19 protein-coding genes are annotated in these 20,308 nt (G+C 67.3%); 7 read left to right on the top strand and 12 right to left on the bottom strand.

The window, feature by feature from the left end; genetic code table 11:
• Positions 1–40: 40 nt before the first annotated feature.
• From H7A85_RS18400 to H7A85_RS18415, 4 genes are all read right to left on the bottom strand, one after another.
• Complete coding sequence (locus H7A85_RS18400; RefSeq protein ID WP_182421982.1) at positions 41–3,520, bottom strand: efflux RND transporter permease subunit; 3,480 nt, start codon at positions 3,518–3,520, stop codon at positions 41–43.
• Positions 3,517–4,761 carry an efflux RND transporter periplasmic adaptor subunit gene (locus H7A85_RS18405; RefSeq protein WP_244631276.1) on the bottom strand — a complete coding sequence of 415 codons (1,245 nt, stop codon included), beginning with the start codon at positions 4,759–4,761 and terminating at the stop codon, positions 3,517–3,519. The genes H7A85_RS18400 and H7A85_RS18405 overlap by 4 nt, the downstream gene beginning before the upstream one ends.
• Positions 4,758–5,378, bottom strand: a complete 621-nt coding sequence (locus H7A85_RS18410; protein WP_182421983.1) for a TetR/AcrR family transcriptional regulator — start codon at positions 5,376–5,378, stop codon at positions 4,758–4,760. Before H7A85_RS18410 ends, H7A85_RS18405 begins: the two co-directional genes overlap by 4 nt.
• 108 nt (positions 5,379–5,486) lie before the next feature.
• Entirely contained in the window at positions 5,487–5,675 is a 189-nt protein-coding gene (locus H7A85_RS18415; protein WP_182421984.1) for a hypothetical protein, read from the bottom strand.
• Positions 5,676–6,143: 468 nt separating this feature from the next.
• Here H7A85_RS18415 and ffh point away from each other — a divergent pair, with 468 nt between their 5' ends.
• From ffh to H7A85_RS18450, 7 genes are all read left to right on the top strand, one after another.
• On the top strand, positions 6,144–7,706 hold the full coding sequence (gene ffh, locus H7A85_RS18420) for a signal recognition particle protein (RefSeq protein WP_182421985.1): 1,563 nt from the start codon (positions 6,144–6,146) through the stop codon (positions 7,704–7,706).
• Positions 7,707–7,812: 106 nt separating this feature from the next.
• Complete coding sequence (gene rpsP / locus H7A85_RS18425) at positions 7,813–8,199, top strand: 30S ribosomal protein S16 (protein ID WP_182421986.1); 387 nt, start codon at positions 7,813–7,815, stop codon at positions 8,197–8,199.
• Between the two features lie 109 nt (positions 8,200–8,308).
• Positions 8,309–9,805: a GGDEF domain-containing protein gene (locus tag H7A85_RS18430; RefSeq protein WP_182421987.1), complete on the top strand. Its 1,497-nt coding sequence runs from the start codon at positions 8,309–8,311 to the stop codon at positions 9,803–9,805.
• A 58-nt stretch (positions 9,806–9,863) separates the two neighbouring features.
• Complete coding sequence (rimM, locus tag H7A85_RS18435) at positions 9,864–10,412, top strand: ribosome maturation factor RimM (RefSeq protein WP_182421988.1); 549 nt, start codon at positions 9,864–9,866, stop codon at positions 10,410–10,412.
• A gap of 126 nt (positions 10,413–10,538) precedes the next feature.
• Positions 10,539–11,972 carry a mannose-1-phosphate guanylyltransferase/mannose-6-phosphate isomerase gene (locus tag H7A85_RS18440; RefSeq protein WP_182421989.1) on the top strand — a complete coding sequence of 478 codons (1,434 nt, stop codon included), beginning with the start codon at positions 10,539–10,541 and terminating at the stop codon, positions 11,970–11,972.
• 42 nt (positions 11,973–12,014) lie between these two features.
• A complete protein-coding gene (locus tag H7A85_RS18445; RefSeq protein WP_182421990.1) occupies positions 12,015–13,442 on the top strand; it encodes a phosphomannomutase in 1,428 nt (475 codons plus the stop codon).
• Positions 13,442–14,332 carry a DUF6030 family protein gene (locus H7A85_RS18450; RefSeq protein ID WP_182421991.1) on the top strand — a complete coding sequence of 297 codons (891 nt, stop codon included), beginning with the start codon at positions 13,442–13,444 and terminating at the stop codon, positions 14,330–14,332. The genes H7A85_RS18445 and H7A85_RS18450 overlap by 1 nt, the downstream gene beginning before the upstream one ends.
• A gap of 561 nt (positions 14,333–14,893) precedes the next feature.
• On the opposite strand, the gene H7A85_RS18455 is transcribed toward H7A85_RS18450, so the two are convergent.
• The 8 genes from H7A85_RS18455 to dnaN all read right to left on the bottom strand — a co-directional run bounded on the left by H7A85_RS18455 (position 14,894) and on the right by dnaN (position 20,307).
• Positions 14,894–15,757 carry a site-specific integrase gene (locus H7A85_RS18455; RefSeq protein ID WP_182421992.1) on the bottom strand — a complete coding sequence of 288 codons (864 nt, stop codon included), beginning with the start codon at positions 15,755–15,757 and terminating at the stop codon, positions 14,894–14,896.
• A 20-nt stretch (positions 15,758–15,777) separates the two neighbouring features.
• Positions 15,778–16,068 carry a helix-turn-helix domain-containing protein gene (locus H7A85_RS18460; RefSeq protein ID WP_182421993.1) on the bottom strand — a complete coding sequence of 97 codons (291 nt, stop codon included), beginning with the start codon at positions 16,066–16,068 and terminating at the stop codon, positions 15,778–15,780.
• 237 nt (positions 16,069–16,305) lie between these two features.
• Positions 16,306–16,749, bottom strand: a complete 444-nt coding sequence (locus H7A85_RS18465; protein WP_182421994.1) for a DUF551 domain-containing protein — start codon at positions 16,747–16,749, stop codon at positions 16,306–16,308.
• Positions 16,739–17,311 (bottom strand): hypothetical protein, encoded by a 573-nt coding sequence (locus H7A85_RS18470; protein WP_182421995.1) that lies wholly within the window; start codon positions 17,309–17,311, stop codon positions 16,739–16,741. The genes H7A85_RS18465 and H7A85_RS18470 overlap by 11 nt, the downstream gene beginning before the upstream one ends.
• The gene (locus tag H7A85_RS18475; protein WP_182421996.1) at positions 17,308–17,658 is read right to left on the bottom strand and encodes a hypothetical protein; all 351 of its coding nucleotides are present in this window, start codon (positions 17,656–17,658) and stop codon (positions 17,308–17,310) included. The genes H7A85_RS18470 and H7A85_RS18475 overlap by 4 nt, the downstream gene beginning before the upstream one ends.
• The gene (locus tag H7A85_RS18480; RefSeq protein ID WP_182422048.1) at positions 17,655–18,749 is read right to left on the bottom strand and encodes a hypothetical protein; all 1,095 of its coding nucleotides are present in this window, start codon (positions 18,747–18,749) and stop codon (positions 17,655–17,657) included. Before H7A85_RS18480 ends, H7A85_RS18475 begins: the two co-directional genes overlap by 4 nt.
• Entirely contained in the window at positions 18,746–19,174 is a 429-nt protein-coding gene (locus tag H7A85_RS18485) for a hypothetical protein (protein WP_182421997.1), read from the bottom strand. Before H7A85_RS18485 ends, H7A85_RS18480 begins: the two co-directional genes overlap by 4 nt.
• The gene (dnaN, locus tag H7A85_RS18490; RefSeq protein WP_182421998.1) at positions 19,174–20,307 is read right to left on the bottom strand and encodes a DNA polymerase III subunit beta; all 1,134 of its coding nucleotides are present in this window, start codon (positions 20,305–20,307) and stop codon (positions 19,174–19,176) included. Before dnaN ends, H7A85_RS18485 begins: the two co-directional genes overlap by 1 nt.
• Between the last annotated feature and the right edge of the window lies 1 nt (position 20,308).

The raw sequence follows: 20,308 nt of genomic DNA on the forward strand, positions 1-20,308 counted from the left end.
ATAAACGCGCCGCCCTTCGATTTCCAGAACGCCTTGAGGCCTATTCCGCCGCCGGCTGCATCTGCGGCGGGGGCAGGCGCTCGTCCCCGCCCCGGTGCGGGAACTCGGTGACCCGCTTCCAGGACGGCGTGTCGTCGAAGAGATCGGGCGTCTTGTGCCCCGGCTCCGGCGCATGAGGCGCCGCCTCGTCGCCGTCGCCCGAGCCGTTCGGCTTCACCAGGCGGCGGAAGATGCGCCCCGTCACGTGGCTGAGGTCGTCCATCAGCGTGTAGAGCGAGGGGATGAAGATCAGGGACAGGAGGGTCGAGACCAGAAGCCCGCCGATCACCGCGATCGCCATCGGCGCGCGGAACTCGCCGCCTTCGCCCGTCGCCATCGCCGCCGGCACCATGCCCGCCGCCATGGCGAGCGTCGTCATGATGATCGGGCGCGCGCGCTTGCGGCCGGCATCGATGATGGCCTCGCGCTGCGGCATGCCGTGCTTTTCCTGCTCCACCGCGAAGTCCACCAGCATGATCGAGTTCTTGGTGACGATGCCCATCAGCATCAGGATGCCGATGACGACCGGCATGGAGATGGCGTTCTGCGTCAAAAGCAGGCCGCCGACGACGCCGCCGACCGAGAGCGGCAGCGAAGCGAGGATGGTGATCGGCAGGAACACCGAACCGAAGAGGAGAATCAGCACCACCAGCACCATCATGATCCCGGCGCCCATGGCGGAGGCGAAGCCGGCGAAGACCTCGCCCTGGATCTCGGCGTCGCCGACCTGCTGGAGGCGGACGCCCGCCGGCATGTCCTTGACCGCTTGGGAAGCCATGATGTGCTCGGTCCCTTCGCCGATCTCATAGCCTGGCGCCATGGAAGAGCCGACCTTGACGAGGCGCTCGCGGTCGTAGCGCTCGATGGTGGACGGCCCCTGTCCGAAGCCGATGTCGGCGACGGCGTCCAGCGGCACGGAGGCGCCCGAGCCGGTGTTGACGCGAAGCGAGCTGACGGCCTGGAGGTCGCGACGCGCGTCCTCCGTGATCTGGACGCGGATCGGGATCTGGCGCGTGCCGACGTTGAACTTCGCGAGGTTCGGATCGAGATCGCCGATGGTCGCGACGCGCACCGTCTGCGAGATGGCGTCCGGCGCGATGCCGAGGTCCGAGGCTTCGTCGAGGCGGGGGCGGATGCGGATCTCGGGCCGGTCGAACGAGGCCATGGCCGAGGGGTTGGCGAAGATCGGGTCGCGCCGCATCTCGGCCTCGAGCTTCGACGCCGCTTCCGAAACGGCCCGCCCGTCCTGGCCGAGGATGCCGACCGACAACTCGCGCTCGCCCCGGTCGTTGACGAAATAGGAGCGAAGGTCCGGGATCGCCTGCAGCTTGGCGGTGATCACCGGCTCGAGCTGAGCCTGGGAGCGTGTGCGCTCGAACTTGCGCACGAGCGCCACCGTCATCGCCGCGCGGCGCACTTCCAGCGTGCCGGTCGGCGAGGAGCCGCCGATCACGAGAACCGAGCGCACCTCGGGCAGTTCGCGGACGCTCGCCGCCGCGCGGTCGGTGATCTCACGGGTCCGCTCCAAGGTGGCGCCGGGGGGAAGCTCCAGCGACACCACGATGCGCGAGGCGTCCTCCTTCGGGATGAAGCCGGTCGGCAGGTACTGGATCGAATGGATCGACAGGGCGAAGAGCCCGATGCCGGCGACCAGCGTCAGCCAGCGCCAGCGCACGGTGGCGCCGAGGAACCCGGTATAGGCCCGCATCAGCGGCCCGTCGTGCTGCTCGGCGGGGTGCGGCCGGTTGAGATAGGCGAGAAGCGCGGACAGGATCAGCGCGGCGGCGAGGATCTCGATCGACAGCGCTCCCGCCCGGTCCCAGGTGACCGGTGGCAGGGCGCCGGCGTAGGGCAGAAGAGCTTGGGCCAGCCCGTTGCCGGCGGCCGCCGCCTCCGGAATGGCGGCAAGCGCGAACACGGCGCCGATGGCGAGGCCCGCCAGCGGCAGCGCGCGAACGAGGTAGCGCTTCAGGAGCGGGGCGAAGCCCGGGCCCTCGTGGCGGGGCGCGCGGAAGAAATAGGCCGCCAGCATCGGCGTGATGAGGCGCGCGACGAGCAGCGAGAAGAACACCGCCATCGCGACCGTCAGGCCGAACTGCTTGAAATACTGGCCGGCGACGCCGCCCATGAAGGACACCGGCGCGAACACGGCGATGATCGTCATGGTGATGGCGATCACGGCAAGGCCGATCTCGTCGGCCGCTTCCATCGCGGCGCGGTAGGGCTTCTTCCCCATGCCCATGTGCCGCTCGATGTTCTCGATCTCGACGATCGCGTCGTCCACCAGGATGCCGGTGACGAGCGTGATGGCGAGAAGACTGACGAGGTTCAAGGAGAAGCCCATCAGGCTCATCGCCCAGAAGGTCGGGATCGCGGCGAGCGGCAGGGTGATCGCGGCGACGATCGTGGCGCGCCAGTCGCGCAGGAACAGAAGCACGACGATCACGGCGAGCGCGGCGCCCTCGCCGAGCGTTTCCATGGCCGATTCGAAATTGCCGTAGGTGTAGGTGACGCTGTCGTCGATGCGTGTGAAGCGGATCTCCGGGCGTTCCTGACCGAGTTGAGCGACACGCTCGGCCACGGCATCGGCCACCGTCGTGTCGCTCGCCCCTTTGGCGCGGAAGATCGAGAAGGCGACCACCGGCTCGCCGTTCAACCTTGCGAAGGAGCGCGGTTCCTCCCAGCGGTCGAGAACGGCGCCAAGCTCTTCCAGCCGCACCACGCGCCCGCCCGGCAGGGCGATGCGGGTGGAGGCGAGCCCCGAGACCGTGGGGGCCGAGGACAGGGTGCGGATCGCCTGTTCCTGGCCGCCGAACTCGCCGCGCCCGCCGGAAAGATCGACGTTCGTGGAGCGCAGCTGCGCGTTGACGCTGGCCGCCGTGATGCCGAGCGAGGCGAGGCGGTCCGGGTCGAGGCGCACCTGGATCTCGCGCTCGACGCCGCCCATCCGGTCGACGCGCCCGACGCCCTTGAGACCCTGCAACGCGCGGATCGCGGTGTCGTCGACGAACCAGGACAATTGCTCCGGCGTCATGCCGGGCGAGGAGGCGGCGTAGGTGACGATCGATTGATTCTCGACCTCGACGCGCTGGATGATCGGCTCCTCGATCGTGCGCGGCAGGTCGGCGCGGATCTTGGCGATCGCGTCCTTGACGTCGTTCACCGCCCGGTCGGTGTTGATCTCCAACCGGAACTCGGCCGCCGTCACCGACTGGCCGTCGGTGATGGTGGACGTGATGTGCTTGATGCCAGACACTCCGGCCACCGCGTCCTCGACGCGCTTGGTCACCTGCGTCTCGATCTCGGACGGGGCGGTGCCCTGCTCGATCACCGTGACGGAGACCACCGGCACGTCGATATTGGGAAAGCGGGTGATGGGCAGCGTCATGAAGGAGACGATGCCCAGCGCCACGAGGACGAAGAACAGGAGAAGCGGGGGAACCGGGTTGCGGATCGCCCAAGCCGAGATGTTCCAGTTCATCGGGCCGCCTCCGCCGTCTGCGTGCCGCCGGCCGGCGCTGCTACGGGAGTCACCACGTCGCCGTCGCGCACGAACGTGCCGGCCAACGACACGACGTCCTCACCGGGCTGGAGATTGTCGGTGATCTCGACGTCGTCGCCGGCCACCAGTCCGGTTTTCACCTGCCGCGTCTCGATCTTGCCGTCCTTGACCACCTGGACGCTTGCGACGCCCTCCTCCGTCAGGACGGCGGTGCGCGCGATCACGACGCCTTCGGAATGGGCGGTCTCCACCGTGCCGCGCGCGAACGAGCCTGTGCGCAGGAGCGGGGAGGGGGGCAGCGCGATGCGCACGCGCCCGAGCCGCGTCGCCTGGTCGACCTTGGGCGAGACGAGGCGCACCTCGCCCTCGACGCTTCCCGTGCCGCCCGGCAGGAGGACGTCCGCCCGCTGCCCCTTCGCGATACGGCCGAGCTGGGTTTCGGAGACTTCGGCATCGAGCTCGATCAGGTCGTCGCGGGCGATCTCGAACAGGGCACCCCCGGCCACGGACGCCACGGCGCCGAGGCGCGCCGGGCGCGACAGGATCACGCCGTCGGTCGGCGCGCGGATTTCGGCCTTGGCGCGGCGTAGCTCCAGCGTGCGCTTCTCGGCCGTGGTGGCGGCCCGGTCGGCTTCGGCGAGCGCGATGCCCTGGCGCGCGGAGGCGAGGCGCGCGGCGGCCGCGGAAGCCGCCGACACGCGCTGGTCGAGGATGTCCTGGCCGACGATGCCCTTCCCCGCCAGCGCGCGGGTGCGCTGGAGGCTGCTCGCCGCTTCCGTGTTGGCCGACTCGGCCTCCTCCACGAGGGCGCCGGCCTGCGTGATGGCGGCCTCCGCCCGGTTGATCTGCGCTTCGGCGCGGGCGAGGTCCACATCCACGAGATCGGTGGCGAGGCGCGCCAGGACGTCGCCCGCCTTCACCGCGTCGCCCTCGTCCACGAGGAGCGACTCGATGCGAAGCCCATCGACGTCGGCGCCCACCATCACCGTCTCGCGCGGGGTGAGCGTGCCGGTGATCGAAACGGTGGCGACGATCGGCCGGCGCTCCGCCTTCACGACGCTGATGGAGGGCGGGGCGACGGACGGCGCGGCCGGAGCCTCCTCCGCCCGGGCCGGCGACAGGAGGCAGGCGCCGATCATCAGGGCGGCAAGGGTGGTACGGATCGGCATGGTGGAGCTCCGGCGGAACTTCGGGGCGGCAGGGAGGATCGGCGCGCTCATCGGGACACCTGTCCCAGGAGCCCGGCCACGACGCGGCGCAGGTGCGGCTCGATGCGGGCGAGCTCGACGTCGCGCTCGAACTGGAGGCGCATCAGGAGCCCGTCGCCGATCGCGAACATCATCGTGAGGACGATGGGAATGTCGAGATCGGCGGCGATCTCGCCTCGCGTCTTCGCATCCTCCAGAACGGCGCGGAAGTTCTCGCGCACCGTGTTCTCGATCTCGCAGAATCTTGCGCCGACAGCGGTGTTGCGCAGCGATTCGGAATGGATCTCGACCATCAGCCCGCCGCTTTCGGGATCGCGCGAGGCGGCGAGATAGTCCATGGCCGTCGCCACCATCCGGTCGAGAAGCGGGCCGGGGCGCTGGAGGGCGGCCGTGCATTCGCCGGCGCCCACCTGCTGCTCCTCGGCGATCGCCCCTATGATCGCGTCCTTGGAGGGAAAATAGCGATACAGGGCGCCGGGGCTCATCTGCGCCTCGGCGCAGATCTGATTCATCGAAGCGCCGTGGAATCCCCAGCGCGCGAAGCAGACGCGGGCGGCCGAAAGGATCTGCGCCCGCCGCTGGTCTCCGAGCGAGGGTTCGACAGGCGATGGGGCTTCGGCAACGGACACGCAAGGATCCAAGTATGAGAGCGAACGATCGTTCTCATACTTCGGCTGGATCGATTTGTCGAGATCGTGATGGCTGTGGGTTCGATTTCGACCGCCGGCCGAGGCGGGTCAGATCGTGTCGTTGGCGGGACGGGGAGCCGGCGGCGCGTCTACCGGCGCTTGGCTCGCAAAGGCGCGCAGCACGGCCCGTGCGGTCGATCGCCGCGCCATCATGGACGCCAGAAGCGGGCGCTGCAGCGCGGACAGGGAAAGAAGCGTGCGCGCTTCCGACGAGGACGCACGAGCGCGCCCGCCCATCAGCCCGGCACGTCCCGCGTCCGGTCGAATCCCTCCGGAAGGGGTGGCGGAGCCTCCCCCCGGACGGGATGGATCGGGAAAGCGCAGGATCTTCATCGCACCGGTCGATAGCGTGGCACCCCCGTTTGAACGCGATCGGAGGCTGATCCATCCAGCCATACGCCCGGATGCTGAAAAGAGTGTTGGGAAAGACGCTTAACGAAAGGTGGCGTGCTCGTTTCTCCAGGGGCGAAAGCTTGACAAGCTCAAGTGAGGCTGGTTCAAGCCTTCCAACTCCAAGCGTTCGTCTTTCGTCCGCGACCCGCCGACCATGCCCCTTTCCCCCGCGAAAGCCGCATGGAGGTCCCCATCCGCCAGCGAGTTTCGCCCGCGGATGCGTTTCCGTTTGGCGCGTCATCGGCTGGCGTCGGGTGCCGCGAGTTCCCATTCTCCGGGAAGTTCCTTCTCGAGAAAAGGCGAAGGCTTCGCATGTTCGAATCGCTCCAGGACCGGCTCGGGTCCATCCTGAACGGCCTCACCGGCCGCGGCGCCCTGTCCGACAACGATGTCGCGGCGGCGCTGCGCGAGGTGCGCCGCGCGCTTCTGGAAGCCGACGTGTCGCTGGAAGTCGTGCGCTCCTTCACCGACCGGGTGCGCGAGAAGGCCGTCGGGGCTCAGATCGTCAAGTCGATCAAGCCCGGTCAGATGGTCGTCAAGATCGTCCACGACGAACTGGTCGCGACGCTCGGGTCCGATCAGGTCGCGATCGACCTCAACGCGCCCGCCCCCGTCACCATCATGATGGTCGGCCTCCAGGGCTCGGGCAAGACCACCACCACGGGCAAGATCGCCAAGCGCCTGACGGAGCGCCAGAAGAAGCGCGTCCTGATGGCCTCGCTCGACACGCGCCGTCCGGCCGCCCAGGAGCAGCTTCGCGTGCTCGGCGAGCAGACCGGCGTCCAGACCCTGCCGGTGATACAGGGGCAGGGCCCGGTCGAGATCGCCTCCCGCGCCGCCCAGGCCGCCCGCCTCGGCGGCTACGACGTCCTGATCCTCGACACCGCCGGCCGCACGCATATCGACGAGCCGCTGATGGTCGAGATGGCGGAGATCAAGGCCCGCTCCGCCCCTCACGAGATCCTTCTCGTCGCCGACAGCCTCACCGGCCAGGACGCGGTGAACCTCGCCCGCTCCTTCGACGAGCGCGTCGGCATTTCCGGCATCGTCCTCACCCGCGTCGACGGCGACGGGCGCGGGGGCGCGGCGCTTTCCATGCGCGCCGTCACCGGCAAGCCGATCAAGCTCATCGGCACCGGCGAGAAGATGGACGCGCTGGAGGAGTTCCACCCCGGCCGCATCGCCGACCGCATCCTCGGCATGGGCGACATCGTTTCGCTCGTCGAGAAGGCCGCCGAAAACATCGACGCGGAACAGGCCGCGGCGATGGCCAGGAAGATGCAGTCGGGCAAGTTCGACCTCGACGATCTCGCCGCCCAGATCGGCCAGATGCAGAAGCTCGGCGGCATGGGCGGCGTCATGGGTATGATGCCCGGCATGGGCAAGATGAAGGACCAGATCGCCGCCGCCGGTCTCGACGACAAGCTCCTGAAGCGCCAGCTCGCGATCATCTCATCGATGACCAAGTGGGAGCGCGCCAATCCGGACGCGCTCAAGCACTCGCGCAAGAAGCGCATCGCCGCCGGCTCCGGCACCAGCGCTGCCGATCTCAACAAGCTCCTCAAGATGCACCGCCAGATGGCCGACATGATGAAGTCCATGGGCGGCAAGGGGGGCAAGGGCACCGGCATCATGGGCAAGCTGATGGGCGGCCTCGGCTCCAAGATGGGTCTGCCGCCCGGCATGGGCGGCGGCATGCCGGACCTGTCCAAGATGGACCCCAAGCAGCTCGAGGAAATGGCGAAAGCCATGCAGAAGGGCGGGCTCGGAAGCCTGGGCGGCGGCCTGCCTCCCGGCTTGGGAGGCGGCGGCCTGCCGGGCCTTCCCGGCGGCGGCTTCCCCGGACTTCCCGGCCTGCCCGGCCGGAAGAAATAAGGGCGGGATCTCCCGCTCCGAACTCAAACCCGAACCAGACCAACCGGATCGCGGCGCCCAAAATCGCAAGGCGCCCCGTTCCCGAGACCCAGAAGGAAGTTCTCCGATGCCCCTGAAGATGCGCCTTGCCCGTGCCGGCTCCAAGAAGCGCCCCTACTACCATATCGTGGTGGCCGACGCCCGTGCGCCGCGCGACGGCCGCTTTGTCGAGACGGTCGGCTCCTGGAACCCGATGCTGCCCAAGGACGCCCAGCGCGTCACCCTCAAGGAAGACCGCGTGAAGCATTGGCTCGGTCACGGCGCCCAGCCGACCGACCGCGTCCTGCGCTTCCTCGACCAGGCCGGCATCGCCAACCGCGAGACGAAGGCCAACCCGACCAAGGGCCTGCCCGGCAAGAAGGCGCAGGAGCGCGAGGCCGAGCGCAAGCAGCGCGAGGAAGACGCCCGCGAGGCCGCCGAGAAGGCTGCGGCCGAGACCGCTTCGGCCGAGTAAGCTTCTTTACGTTTCGACGCTAGATTGTGCGGCGCGCCGGCTTCGATCGGCGCGCCGTTTTCGTTTGCCGTTTCGTAGCTTGAAAAAACGGCGCTCCCGAGGTGCCGTCATGTCGCGCTTGTTGTCCGAGCCTTCGCTCGATGTTCAGGGCCCCGATCTCTTCGAACTCGCCCCCGTTCCCTTGTGGCTGGAGGACTGGAGCGCCATCCGCGCCCGGCTGGACGAATGGCGTGGCGGCGGTGTGGAGGATCTGGACGCCTTTCTTCTGGCCGATCCCGAGCGCGTTCTCGCCTGCGCGCGGGCCATCCGCATCGTCAAGGTGAACGACGCCGTCCTCCAACTGCTCGGCGCGCGCGACGCAGGGCATCTGATGGCGAACCTCGACCGCGTCTTCCAGGGTGCCATGCTGGAGAACCATCGCCACGAGCTCGTTCAGCTTTGGTCCGGCCGGCCATCCTTCACCAGCCAGGCGGTGAACTACACGCTGGACGGCCGCCCGCTCGACATCCAGCTGAAGGGGCGCGTCCTGCCGGGCCACGAGACCGACTGGTCGCGCATTCTGGTGATGACGGAGGACGTCACGGCGCGCGAGGGCGCGCGGCGCGCGCTCGCGGCGAGCGAGGCCTATGCCAACGGCCTGTTCGAGCACTCGCCGGTGTCGCTCTGGGTGGAGGACTTTTCCGCGATCCGCGATCTCCTGGACGACGTCCGCGCCACGGGCATCGGCGATTTCCGCACCTTTCTCGACGTGCATCCCGACTTCGTGTCGCGCTGCATGAGCGAGGTCCGGACGCTCAAGGTCAACCGACAGACGCTCCTGACCTTCGGCGCCCCCGATCTCGCCGCCCTGATGGAGCGGCGCGACGACATCTTCCGGGACCGGCGGCGCGGCCCCTTCGTCGAGCAGCTCGTCGATCTCTGGGACGGCCGGCTGACCCAATCGCGCGAGGTGGTGAACTATTCGCTGGCCGGCGAGGAGATGCATTTCGTCAAGCAGATCTCGGTCCTGCCCGGCCACGAGCACGACTGGGCCGAGGTCCAGGTCGCGCTCACCGACATCACCGCCCGCAAGAAGGCCGAGGCCTATCTCGAATATCTCGGCAAGCACGACGTCCTGACCAAGCTCTTCAACCGTTCCTTCTACGTGGACGAGATGAACCGGATCGAACGGCGCAAGCTGGAGCCGGTCAGCGTCCTGGTGGCCGATCTCAACGGGTTGAAGCTTCTCAACGACCGGATGGGCCATGGCGTCGGCGACACGCTTCTGCGGCGTGCCGGGGAGGTTCTGGGCGAAGCCGTTCAGAAGCCCTGGCATGCCGCGCGCATCGGCGGCGACGAGTTCGCCGTGCTCCTGCCCGGCGGCGGGCCGGTCGAGGTGGAAAGCATGCGCCAGTCGATCGAGGATCTCTGCGAGATCAACAACCAGTTCTATCCCGGCGAGCGTCTGTCGCTTTCCATGGGCACGGCCACCCAGCGCTTAGGCGAGCGGCTGGAGGAAACCGTCCAGCGCGCCGACCTTCGCATGTACGAGGCCAAGCGACGCTACTACGAAGCGGGAGGACTCGACCGGCGCCACGATCCCGGCCGGCGGGCAGCGGAGACTTGACGCGGCGTGCCCTGGCCGGGCAAGCAACCGGACAAAGCCCCGAACCGGATCCCCGCCCGTGACGCAGACACAACGCGAACCCGTATTGATGGCCGTGATCGGCGGTGCGCACGGCATCAAGGGCGAGGTGCGCGTGCGCTCGCTCACAAAGGAGCCCGAGGATCTCGGCGCCTACGGGCCGCTCTTCGACGCTAAGGGCCGCACGTTCACGGTGGCGTCGGCACGGGCGCAGAAGAACGTCGTGGTGGCGCGCTTCCGCGAGGTCGGCGATCGCAACGCCGCCGAACTCCTGAACGGCACCGAACTCTTCGTCGACCGCTCCGCCCTGCCCGAGGAGGGCGAGGACGAGTTCTACCACGCCGATCTCGTCGGCCTCGTCGCCCGCACGACGGACGGACGGGTGATCGGCGAAGTGGTGGCCTTCCACGACTTCGGCGCCGGCGACATCCTGGAGATCGCGCCGGACGACGGTGCGAGCGTGATGATCCCGTTCACGCAGAGCGCCGTGCCGGAAGTCGATCTGGAACTCGGCTTTCTCGTGGTGGAACCGGTCGCCGCCGGTCTCGAAGGCGCGGTGGAGGCGAGGGAAGGCGAAGGCGACGCCTGACCCCTTCCGAGGCCCCGTCGACCCTTCCGGTGACCACCTCGGTTCGCGCCCGTTAGGGCGATGCAAACGGTTGTGACCGGATACTCGCCGCCTGACGACCTCCGGAGGAATGGGAGCTTGAAGCATATGGCATCAGTCGAGAAGGCCGAGCTTCTTCATCCCGTCGTGATCGCGGGAGGCTCGGGCACGAGACTGTGGCCGGTGTCGCGCGACACCATGCCCAAGCAGTTCGTCTCGCTTCTCGATTCGGGACGCTCGACCTTCGAGGAAACGATCCTGCGCGTTTCGGGCGAGGGCTTCGCCAAGCCGATCGTCGTGACCCATTCCGACTTCCGCTTCGTGGTGGCCGAGCAGCTCGCGGGCCTCGGCGTCGAGGCCGAGATCGTGCTGGAGCCCGAGCGCCGCGATTCGGCCGCGGCCGTCGCCGTCGGCGCGCTTCTGGTGGCGCGGCGCGACGCCGACGCCGTCTGTCTCGTGCTGGCGGCCGACCATCTCATTCCCGACCGCGACCTCTTCGTCGCCGATTGCCGCGCGGCCGCGCGCGCCGCCTCCACAGACAACCGGATCATGCTGCTCGGCATCGAGCCGACCGGCCCTTCCACCGCCTATGGCTACATCGCGCCGGGCGAGCCCTTGGGCGAGGCGGGCGCCTTCCACGTCAACCGTTTTGCCGAAAAGCCGGATGCCGAAACGGCGGAAATCTACGTGGCGAACGGCTATCGCTGGAATTCGGGCAACTTCCTGTTTCCCGCCGGCCTGATGCTGGACGAGCTCGCCGAGTTCGCCCCCGCCGTGCTCGGCGCCACGCGCGGTGCCGTCGACGACGCGATGCGCGATCTCGACTTCCTGCGCCTCGATGCGACCGCCTTCGGCGCGGCCCCGCGCATCTCGATCGACTATGCGGTGATGGAGAAGACGCGCAGGGCCGGCGTTCTCGCCGCCCGCTTCCGCTGGTCCGACATCGGCTCCTGGGACGCGATGTTCGACGTCAAGGCGAAGGACGCGAGCGGCAACGTCCTGGAAGGGCCGGTCAGCGTCCTCGATACGCGCGCTTCCTTCGTGCGCTCCGACGAGGTGCTGACCACCGTCATCGGCCTCGACGACGTCGTGGTGGTGACGACGCCGGACGCCGTCCTCGTGTCGTCGCGCGCGCGCGCCGGCGAGGTCAAGACGCTGGTCGCCCAGCTCCACCGCGAAACCCGCCCCGAGGCGGGCCAGCATCGCCGCATCCATCGCCCCTGGGGCTGGTATCAGCGCATCGACATCGGCGACCGCTTCCAAGTCAAGCACATCACCGTCAAGCCCGGCGGCATCCTCAGCCTCCAGCGCCATCACCACCGGGCCGAGCATTGGGTCGTGGTACACGGCACGGCCGAGGTGACGATCGACGGCACGGTGAAGTTCTACCACGAGAACGAGGCGGCCTATCTGCCGATCGGCTGCACCCATCGCCTTCACAATCCCGGCAAGATCCCGTTGAAGCTGATCGAGGTCCAGGTCGGCTCCTATACGGGCGAGGACGACATCGTGCGCCTCGAGGACGTCTACGCCAGGTCCTGACGCCCGGCGCGCCTGCCCCTTGCCGATCCGGGAACGCCGTCGATGAGCAGCCTGAAATTTGGAACCAGCGGCCTGCGCGGCCTCGTCGTCGATCTCGTCGGCGAACCGGCCGCCGACTGGACGGGCGCGTTTCTTGCGCATTTGGAGAAGGCGGGCCTGGCGCCGGCCTCGCGCGAGGTGCTGGTCGGCCGGGATCTGCGTTCGTCCAGCCCCGAGATCGCCGGCAATGCCCTCGGTCGCGCGTCGGCCCTCGGCTGGCAGGCGCTCGACTGCGGCGCCCTGCCGACACCCGCCCTCGCGCTGGAAGCGCTGCGCCGGGGCGCGGCGGCCGTGATGGTGACGGGAAGCCACATCCCGGACGACCGCAACGGGTTGAAGTTCTATCGTCCGGACGGCGAGATCACCAAGGACGACGAGGCGGGCATCCGCGCCGCCTTTGAACGCGGGTCGGCGGGGAGCCTGCCGGACGGACAGGGGAGCGTGTCGCCTCTGGCGGGTCTCGATGCCGCCTATATCCGTCGCTACGCGGATTTCTTCGGTCCCGATGCCCTTCGGGGCCTTCGCATCGGCGTCTACCAGCAAAGCTCGGTGGCGCGCGATATCCTGATGGAGGCCCTCCGGGCACTGGGTGCCGAGGCGGAAGCCCTCGGTCGCGCCGATCGCTTCATCCCCGTCGACACCGAGGCGCACCGGCCGGAGGACCTCGAACTCTTGAGGCGATGGGCGACGGACGCTCGCTTCGACGCCATCGTTTCCACCGACGGCGATGCCGACCGACCGCTTGTCGCCGACGAGGCGGGCGGCGTTGTGCGCGGCGATCTTCTCGGACTTCTGACCGCGCGCCGGCTCGGCGCCGCCACCGTCGTCACGCCCGTCACCTCCTCCTCCAGTCTGGAGCGGGCGCCGTTTCTGCGCGAGGTCCTGCGCACGCGGGTCGGCTCGCCCTTCGTGATCGCGGGGATCGAGGAGGCCCGCCGGTCGGGCGCCGTCGTCGTCGGCTTCGAGGCCAATGGCGGCGTGCTCTTGGGCTCCGACGTTGCGCACGAAGGGCGCATTCTCGCCGCCATGCCGACGCGCGACGCGCTTCTGCCGATCGTGGCGGTTCTGGCTGAAGCGAAGGCGCGGGGGCTTTCCCTGTCGCAACTCGTGGCCGACCTCAGCGCCGGCGCGGCGGCCGCCGATCGCCTGGAGCGCATTCCCCCTGAGCGGAGCGGGGCTTTCCTCGACATGCTGGCATTGTCCGGCGAAGAGGCGGAAGCGTTCTTCGCCGAGCGCAGCGCCGTCGCCGGCGTGAACACGTTCGACGGCGTTCGCGTCGGCCTGTCCGACGGCTCCACCGTGCATTACCGCGCGTCCGGCAACGCGCCGGAGCTGCGCTGCTACGTGGAAGCGGCAGGAGAAACGCAGGCCGCCGAACTCCTCGTCTGGGGCCTCGAGGCCGCGCGCCGACGAATGGAGCGCATGCCCTGATGGAGGACGAGGGCGCCGAAGCGGGGAGCGATTCCAAGGCCAATCGATGGGATGCGACAAGACCGGACTCGCCCGGGGGGGCGCGAACGCGTCGGTTCGGCATCATGGGCGGCGGCGGCACGCTCGCGCTTCGTCTTCTGGCCGTGGTCTTGCTCGGCGCGGCGGCGATGTATCTCGGGCTCGTCGGGGTGAAGCCCGATCCTGCGGCCGACGCTGGCGCCAGCGCCCCGGTCCGCGCCCCGATCATCCTTCCCGTCGCCCCGCTGCCCGCCGACATCGCGTCTCCGGCGCAAGCGCCGCCGCCCGAGCGCATGGAAGCGCCGGGACTTCTGCGCGATCTGCGGGCGCCCGGTGTCTCCGACGCGTTCATCCGAAGCGTGCGCGAGGCGCCCGACGCGATCTGCCGCGATCTGACGGCGAAGGGATGGGACGCCACCCCCTGGGCCCCGAGTCCGATGGGGCAGGGGAGCGAATGCACCGCCGGGCGCAGCTACGGGCCCAAGGGCGGGACCCGGAGCTTCGCGATCCTGCGAGGCGGAGAGACCTTGAGCGAGATCCGCATCAAGTTGAATCTCCTCGATGCCGGGACGAGACTGCAAGCCGCACGCGACGCGGCCGATCTCGTCGCGCACCTTTTCGAGCGCTGGCAATGGATGGGGGCGGAAAGCCTATCCACGCGCATCGCGGCCCTCGAACCGTTCGAGGAAACGCTCTTGGGCACCCGCATCCGCTTCAGCCGCGAATACGGCACCGCGGAGCGCTTCAACCTCCTTCTCGACGTACCGGCTTCGCCTACGTCGGAAGCCTCGCGAAGCTTCCGGCCTTCCCCCGAGAGCCGAAAGACCTTGTCCGCCCTGTTCGGCGACGCGGCAGTCTCCGAAACGCCGTAGAGCCGATCGGCATTCGGGCTTTCCGGTCAGCAATGGACTGAAGACAGAAGCCTGCGGAGGGGTGTCGAGCCCTCGACGGGAATGGAGCGCCGGGACCTGAGGGAAAAGTGCGGGGGAGGATCGCACCCCTCCTCTCGCAACAACCCACTTACAAGCTGAGCCGCTCGTGCAGCATCCTGGCACTTCAGAAGCGGACCCCTACAGAAGCGACATGTGCGCAAACCCGCAAGTTCGGTTGACCGGCGCCCGCGATATGCCATCGCCAAGCGCAGCCGGCGGCAGTCTGTAGGTCGGAAGGATAGACGTGCAGATCGCATGCAAGGTTCGATGAACCTCACGAGGCGCTTCGCATCTTTCGGTGGGGACTGCCACAAACCCATCTGCGGCAGGGGATCGAATGGTGGGCGTGACAGGGATTGAACCTGTGACCCCTACGATGTCAACATTCTGACCCAGAGCCAAAGTATTGTTCTTTCTAGAATGGTGCAACGAACACTCCCCAATATAGCACACCTGCGCTGGCCTCCAAATCCGATTTCTGTCACACAGTCCAAAAGTTCACTACGTTTCTTCCATCTCCGGCGTGGGGTCTACATCGCTGGGTTCGTCCAACTCCAAGGCGCTCGATGCAGTCTGGAGATAATCAGGGCTGAACCTTGCATAAACGCGGCGAGTGATGCCTGGATTGCTATGCCCTAGGAACTGCGCCACCTCCTCCATGGGGATGCCGCTCTCAACCATCCAGACCGCGGCCGTGTGCCGAAAAACGTGGGGTGTCACTCCATCCAGCTTGGCGCGCGCCGCGGCGAGCCTCATACCCTTCTTGATCGACTTGATCGGGTGTCCGCCCCACTCCACGACATAGGGCGACATCGCGCCTTCCTTGGCTTCGGTAAGAACTGCCATGAGTGTGGCGTTGATCGGCACAACGGCTCGCCCCTTGCGCTTTGTCGGGTCATCAGGGTTTCGCAGGCGGATCTGTCGAGTTTTGAAATCCACCCGGTCCCACGTCAGTTCAAGAACCGCGGCGACACGTCCCGCAGTCGCCAGAAGCAGATGCATCACCAGCTTCATGTGTGGCTTCTCCGCGGCGTCGATCAATTTCTTGACCTCGCTGCGTGTCAGCCATCGCTCTTTGGGCTCTGGCTTTGATGGTCGTTCAATCCGCGGTGCGGTAGCGATCAGCTTATGATCCGCGGCCCAGAGCAAAACCATTCGAAGATGTCCGAGTTCGGTGTGGATCGTGCCATCCTTGATGCCCGCCTCGCGTCTGGCTTTGGTATGAGCCCTGCAATCCGCGATTGTCACCATGTCGCCGCGGATCGGACCGAACCGCGGCCCAAGCGCCTTCCATGTATGGACCATAGTGGCCAAGACGGCTTTGCCTGCCTTGTCCTCGGTGAAGCCCCGCCACAGAGCTTCCACATGATCCCCCTTCGGTCGGGTTAGTTCTGCATATGCCGCTGGCGCATTGCGCTCAGCCGCAGCCTTGTCGTCAGTGCCGAGCGATCGTCTAACTCGCTTTCCGTCGAGTTCGCACTCGATGACGAACTTCCCGCGGTGTCTGCTGATGCGCCATTCTTGCATTCGAATGCTTCCACGTCGTCGCCGCGGATACGCAGCAGTTTTCCTCCAAGCCGGAAGGCCGGCAGCTCGCCGCGGTCAAGCATGTTGCGAATGTGCTGCTCGGAACATTCCCAGCGCGCGGCCAAGGTTCGAGGCGTGAAGACCGTCATTCGCTACCTCCACGAGCGGCTTTGCCTTTTAGGATCGGCTCGAAAGGGCCGTGTGGGTGCGGGTGTCTAGATGCGCCCATAAGCTCACGAACGGTGAGCGTGAATGGTATGGCTTGCGGGCGCCTCGCCATGACGTATCCTTCAACGGGCTCACACATGATGCGGATAGGGCCACCCGGCGTCATCCAGCGTTTATGGATCTTGCCGCCTATAGCCATTGCGTACTTGGTCGGAAGCTCACCCATCCTCTCGTTCTCCCGTGCTGGAAGAGGAAAGGGCAGGCGGGGCCGGAAGCGGACGCCAGTGCGAAGGCAGATGATAATGCATCTCAATGATCGGACTGGCGTAGTAGTCACCGTCCGATAGATTGGCCCACCACCATCCGCCACGCTCTTCGTTGCAGTAGGCCTCGCCAACGATGAAGTCGTCACGGTCTTTGGTTGGAACGGCGACGATGACGTTCGTGCCGTCACGCGGAGCCGTCTCTATCGGCCTCCACCCGTCCGCCTCCTCCAGCACAGCATCCCGTCCCGCGTTGGAGGCGCGATCGGCGAGGAACGGCATCAATGCCTCTGCAAGCGCGCCGGCACCGAGCGAATGGCTGCCGTCCACGCGGCGGATTTCTTGCGCGAGTTCATCGACGAAGAGCACCGGCACGTCGCTTTGCACGTTATCGGCCATGAGGGGGCTCCTGGGATCGTGAGGCGGCTCGATCGGCGGGAAGCATGGCGCCATGATCTTCCAGAAAGCAGCCAGCCTCTACGGCATCGCACCATTCTTGATCTTCGGCCGAAGTTATGCGTCGATCTGTGATGGCTTCGATCCTCTCCTGTTGCGCTTCAGCAAGCGCAAGCAGCCGATCCCGCTCATCCTCCGCCGCCCGATCTCGCTCCCCGACCAAAGCCTCTATTCGGGCTTGGAGAGAGGCGACGGTGGCTTCAAGGCCCTTGATCGTAGCATCCCGGCATTCGATGCCGTCCGGTTCGTTATCACGCTCCTCTGGCGGTATCTCAGCGCGCACGAGGTCTTCGCCGTTGCCCGACAGAACGTAGTGATGCGTGATCTCCAGACGTTCTTCGCGCTCGCGTAGCTTGGCTTGGAGGGAGGCGATCTCGGCGTCTTTGGCTTCGAGGTCGGAGGCGGCATCGTCACAAGCAATCCGCACCCATGTCGGGGTGTCGTTCGGGGCCGTCATCACCGAGCGCAGCCGCTCGACCAGTCCCGCGCTGTTGGCGGCGCTCATGGAGTTGCTCCCAGCGGCTTGCCGGTCACCTTGGAATATTCGAGGCGATACCAGCGTGGATCGAAAGTCAGATTGAGCGCTTCGGCAATCTCTGCCGCGTCTTCCTCGGCTTCTTCGATGCGCTGATCCATCCAGCCCCACCAGATGAGATCGTCGCCGTAGAGGATCGCAATGTTGAAGTCGTCGGAGCCGCGTAGCTTCCAGCCATGCTTGATGGCGTCGTTGCGATTGTTGAACCGCTCGCCGTCCCAGTTGTAGGTGATGCCGAACCCATCAGCATTCATCCATGCCGACTGACAGACGACGATGAACTCAGGATCAAAGGATGCAGGCAGGGCGGCGCTCATTCTCCCCCTCCCGAAGCTTGAGCTTGGAGAGCGGCGCGATCCTTCGGCTCTGGCGCTTTCGGGTGCGCTGTCCAATGGGTGTGATAGTCGGGCCAGTCGCTATCGTTCGGGGTGCCGATCCAGGCAGGCTCGCCCATCCACTGGCCGTTTTCCCAAGCCCACCAGATCACGGGGCCATAGTCCTCGTGCCATTCGTCGATCGGGCGAGCCAGCTGCAGACCGGCGGCTTCTTGCTCGGCCTTCTCGGCACGGGCGATGGCTCTAAGCCACCCAGACCGATAATCGTCCTTTTCAATTACTGTCTTCTCGAATTTCGCCTTCCAGTGATCGGCTTCGGCTGCAAGCGTGCCTTCCCGCTCCCTCTCGGCCTTCTCGGCTCGATGGGGGTCGGGGATGGTGAAGCGATCATCGACGACGCCTTTTAGCGCGTCTACGACACCGTGAGCCCACCGTTGCAACTCGACACCTTGGGGAGGACCATCAGTGTATGCCTTCAAGTAAGCGGCTAGCGCTGAGAACACTGGTGCCGAGAAGGCCACCGCCTCCCCGTTCTCGACAGGGCGGGGATTGTCGGAAAGGGCGGCGCGGATGACGCCCCAAACATCGTGCGCAGCCTTCAAAGAGTTGGCTTCGTTTGCGCCAGACGTGGAGCCGAACTCGCCATGACACTTCAAGGCGACGGCTACGGCTTCGGCCAGATAGTCGGGCATTGGCCCCGCCACCCGCAACCGGTCATCCCGACCGGCTTCTTGGGCGGGGGAAAGGAACGGCATCAGGGCTTCCGCCAGCGCGCCTGCGCCGAGAGAATTGGTGCCGTCCACTCGCCGGATCTCCTGCGCAAGGTTGTCCACGTCCAGCGGCTTGACCTTCCCTCGTTCAGAAGGAACGGGCGGGGAGGCGGCGAACTGGATATCGCGCCAGGCGAAGTCGCGAAGGGCTTGTCGATCAAGATCGAAGGCGGTCATCAGGACCTGGGGCTCGGGATGGTATTGCGTCGAGCCGTGGTGAAAGCGAATGCCGTCCAGGGCGACGCGGCGCTCGGCGGTTTCGCCGCGGTGGTTCTTGTAGGTGAAGCTCAGGCCTTGGGTCACGATTTGATCTCCGAGCGTCCGCGTTTGGTGATCTTCAGGCGGGGGTGGCGCTGTTTGCGGTCGACGAAGGCGAGGCCGCCTGCGACGAGGGGCGCCACGGCGTCGAGGGCGATGCGCCCGCCGGTGCCGATCCAGCCGCCGGGCGCGCGGGTGCAGCCCATGGGCGCGGAGGCGGCGAGGGTGCGCAGCTGGGCGCGAATGGCGGGCGTGATCGCGACGGGCGGGGCCTCGGGCTTCGCTGGGGCCGGCTGGGCGAGAACCGCGGCGATCTCGGCCATGCAGGCGGTGGCGCCGCGCCCTTCCTCGTACTCCCTCGCCACCCGCTCGACCGCCTCGCGCAGCATGCGATCCTGCTTGCGGCGATCGCCGACGGCGGTGCGGATCTTGTCGATGCGGGGCGGTTTGGGGTTAGTGGCGGGCGTCATCACACCCTCATGGGCATCAGCACGACGAGGCGGGCGTCGTCGGCGGGGTTGGTGATCAGGGCGGGGGCGCCGGGGTCGGCGAGGGCGAAGCGCAGGGCGGCGCTTTCGAAGGTGGCGAGCATGTCGCCGACGTACTTGGCGTTGAAGCCGATCTCGAGCTCGCTCGGGGCACCGTCGATCTCGATCTCGTCGCTGGCGGTGCCAGCGTCGGGCGACTGGACGGTGAGCGTCAGCGTCGAGCCGGCGAGGGCAAACTTCACGGCGCGGCCGCGCTCGGCCGAGACGGTGGAGACGCGATCGACGGCGGCGCGCAGCGCGTCCGGCTTCACGTCGAACGTGTTGTCGTTGCCGCTCGGGATGACGCGGCCATAGTCGGGATAAGTGCCGTCGATCAGCTTGGAGATCAGCTGGAAGCCAGTGGCGGCGAAGGTGATCTTCGACGCGTCGCAGCGGACCGCGATCTGCTCGCCGTCCGGGCACCAATCGGCCATGCTCCGGAACAGCGAGACCGTCTTGCGCGGCACGATGATGCCGGCCATGGCCGACAGGTCGCCGTCGACGTTCTGGACGAGCTTCGACAGGCGGTGGCCGTCGGTCGCGACCGTGGCGAGCTCCCGTTCGGTCTCGCCGACGCCGTGGAAATAGACGCCGTTGAGGTAGTAGCGGGTTTCCTCGGTCGAGATGGCGAAACCGACCTCGTCAAGGATGCGCGTCAGCGCGCCCGGCCAGAGCTTGAACTCGGTCGCCTCGCCGGGGATGCCGGCGATGTCGGGATAGTCCGAGGCGGGCAGTTCGTTGAGGTTGAAGCGGGCGCGCCCGGCCGACAGGGTGGCGAAGCGCTCGTCGGAGCGGAAGCGCACGTCGGTCTTGCCGAGCTTCTTCAGGATGTCGCGCAGGAGCCCGGCGGGGACGGTGGTCGAGCCCGGCGTTTCGACCGTGGCGGTGCCGGGCTCGGCTTCCATGCGCACGGCGATGTCGAGGTCGGTTCCCTCGACCGAAAGGGAGCCGTCGCCATTCACCGTGAGGAGGACGTTGGACAGGATCGGAATCGTGTTGCGCTTCTCGACGACCCGGTCGAGACCGGAGACGAGGCGAAGCAGCACGTCCTGGGGCACGGTGAAGGCGACGGCCATG

The sequence above is a fragment of the Aureimonas sp. ME7 genome, assembly GCF_903970965.1.
Taxonomy (GTDB): domain Bacteria; phylum Pseudomonadota; class Alphaproteobacteria; order Rhizobiales; family Rhizobiaceae; genus Aureimonas.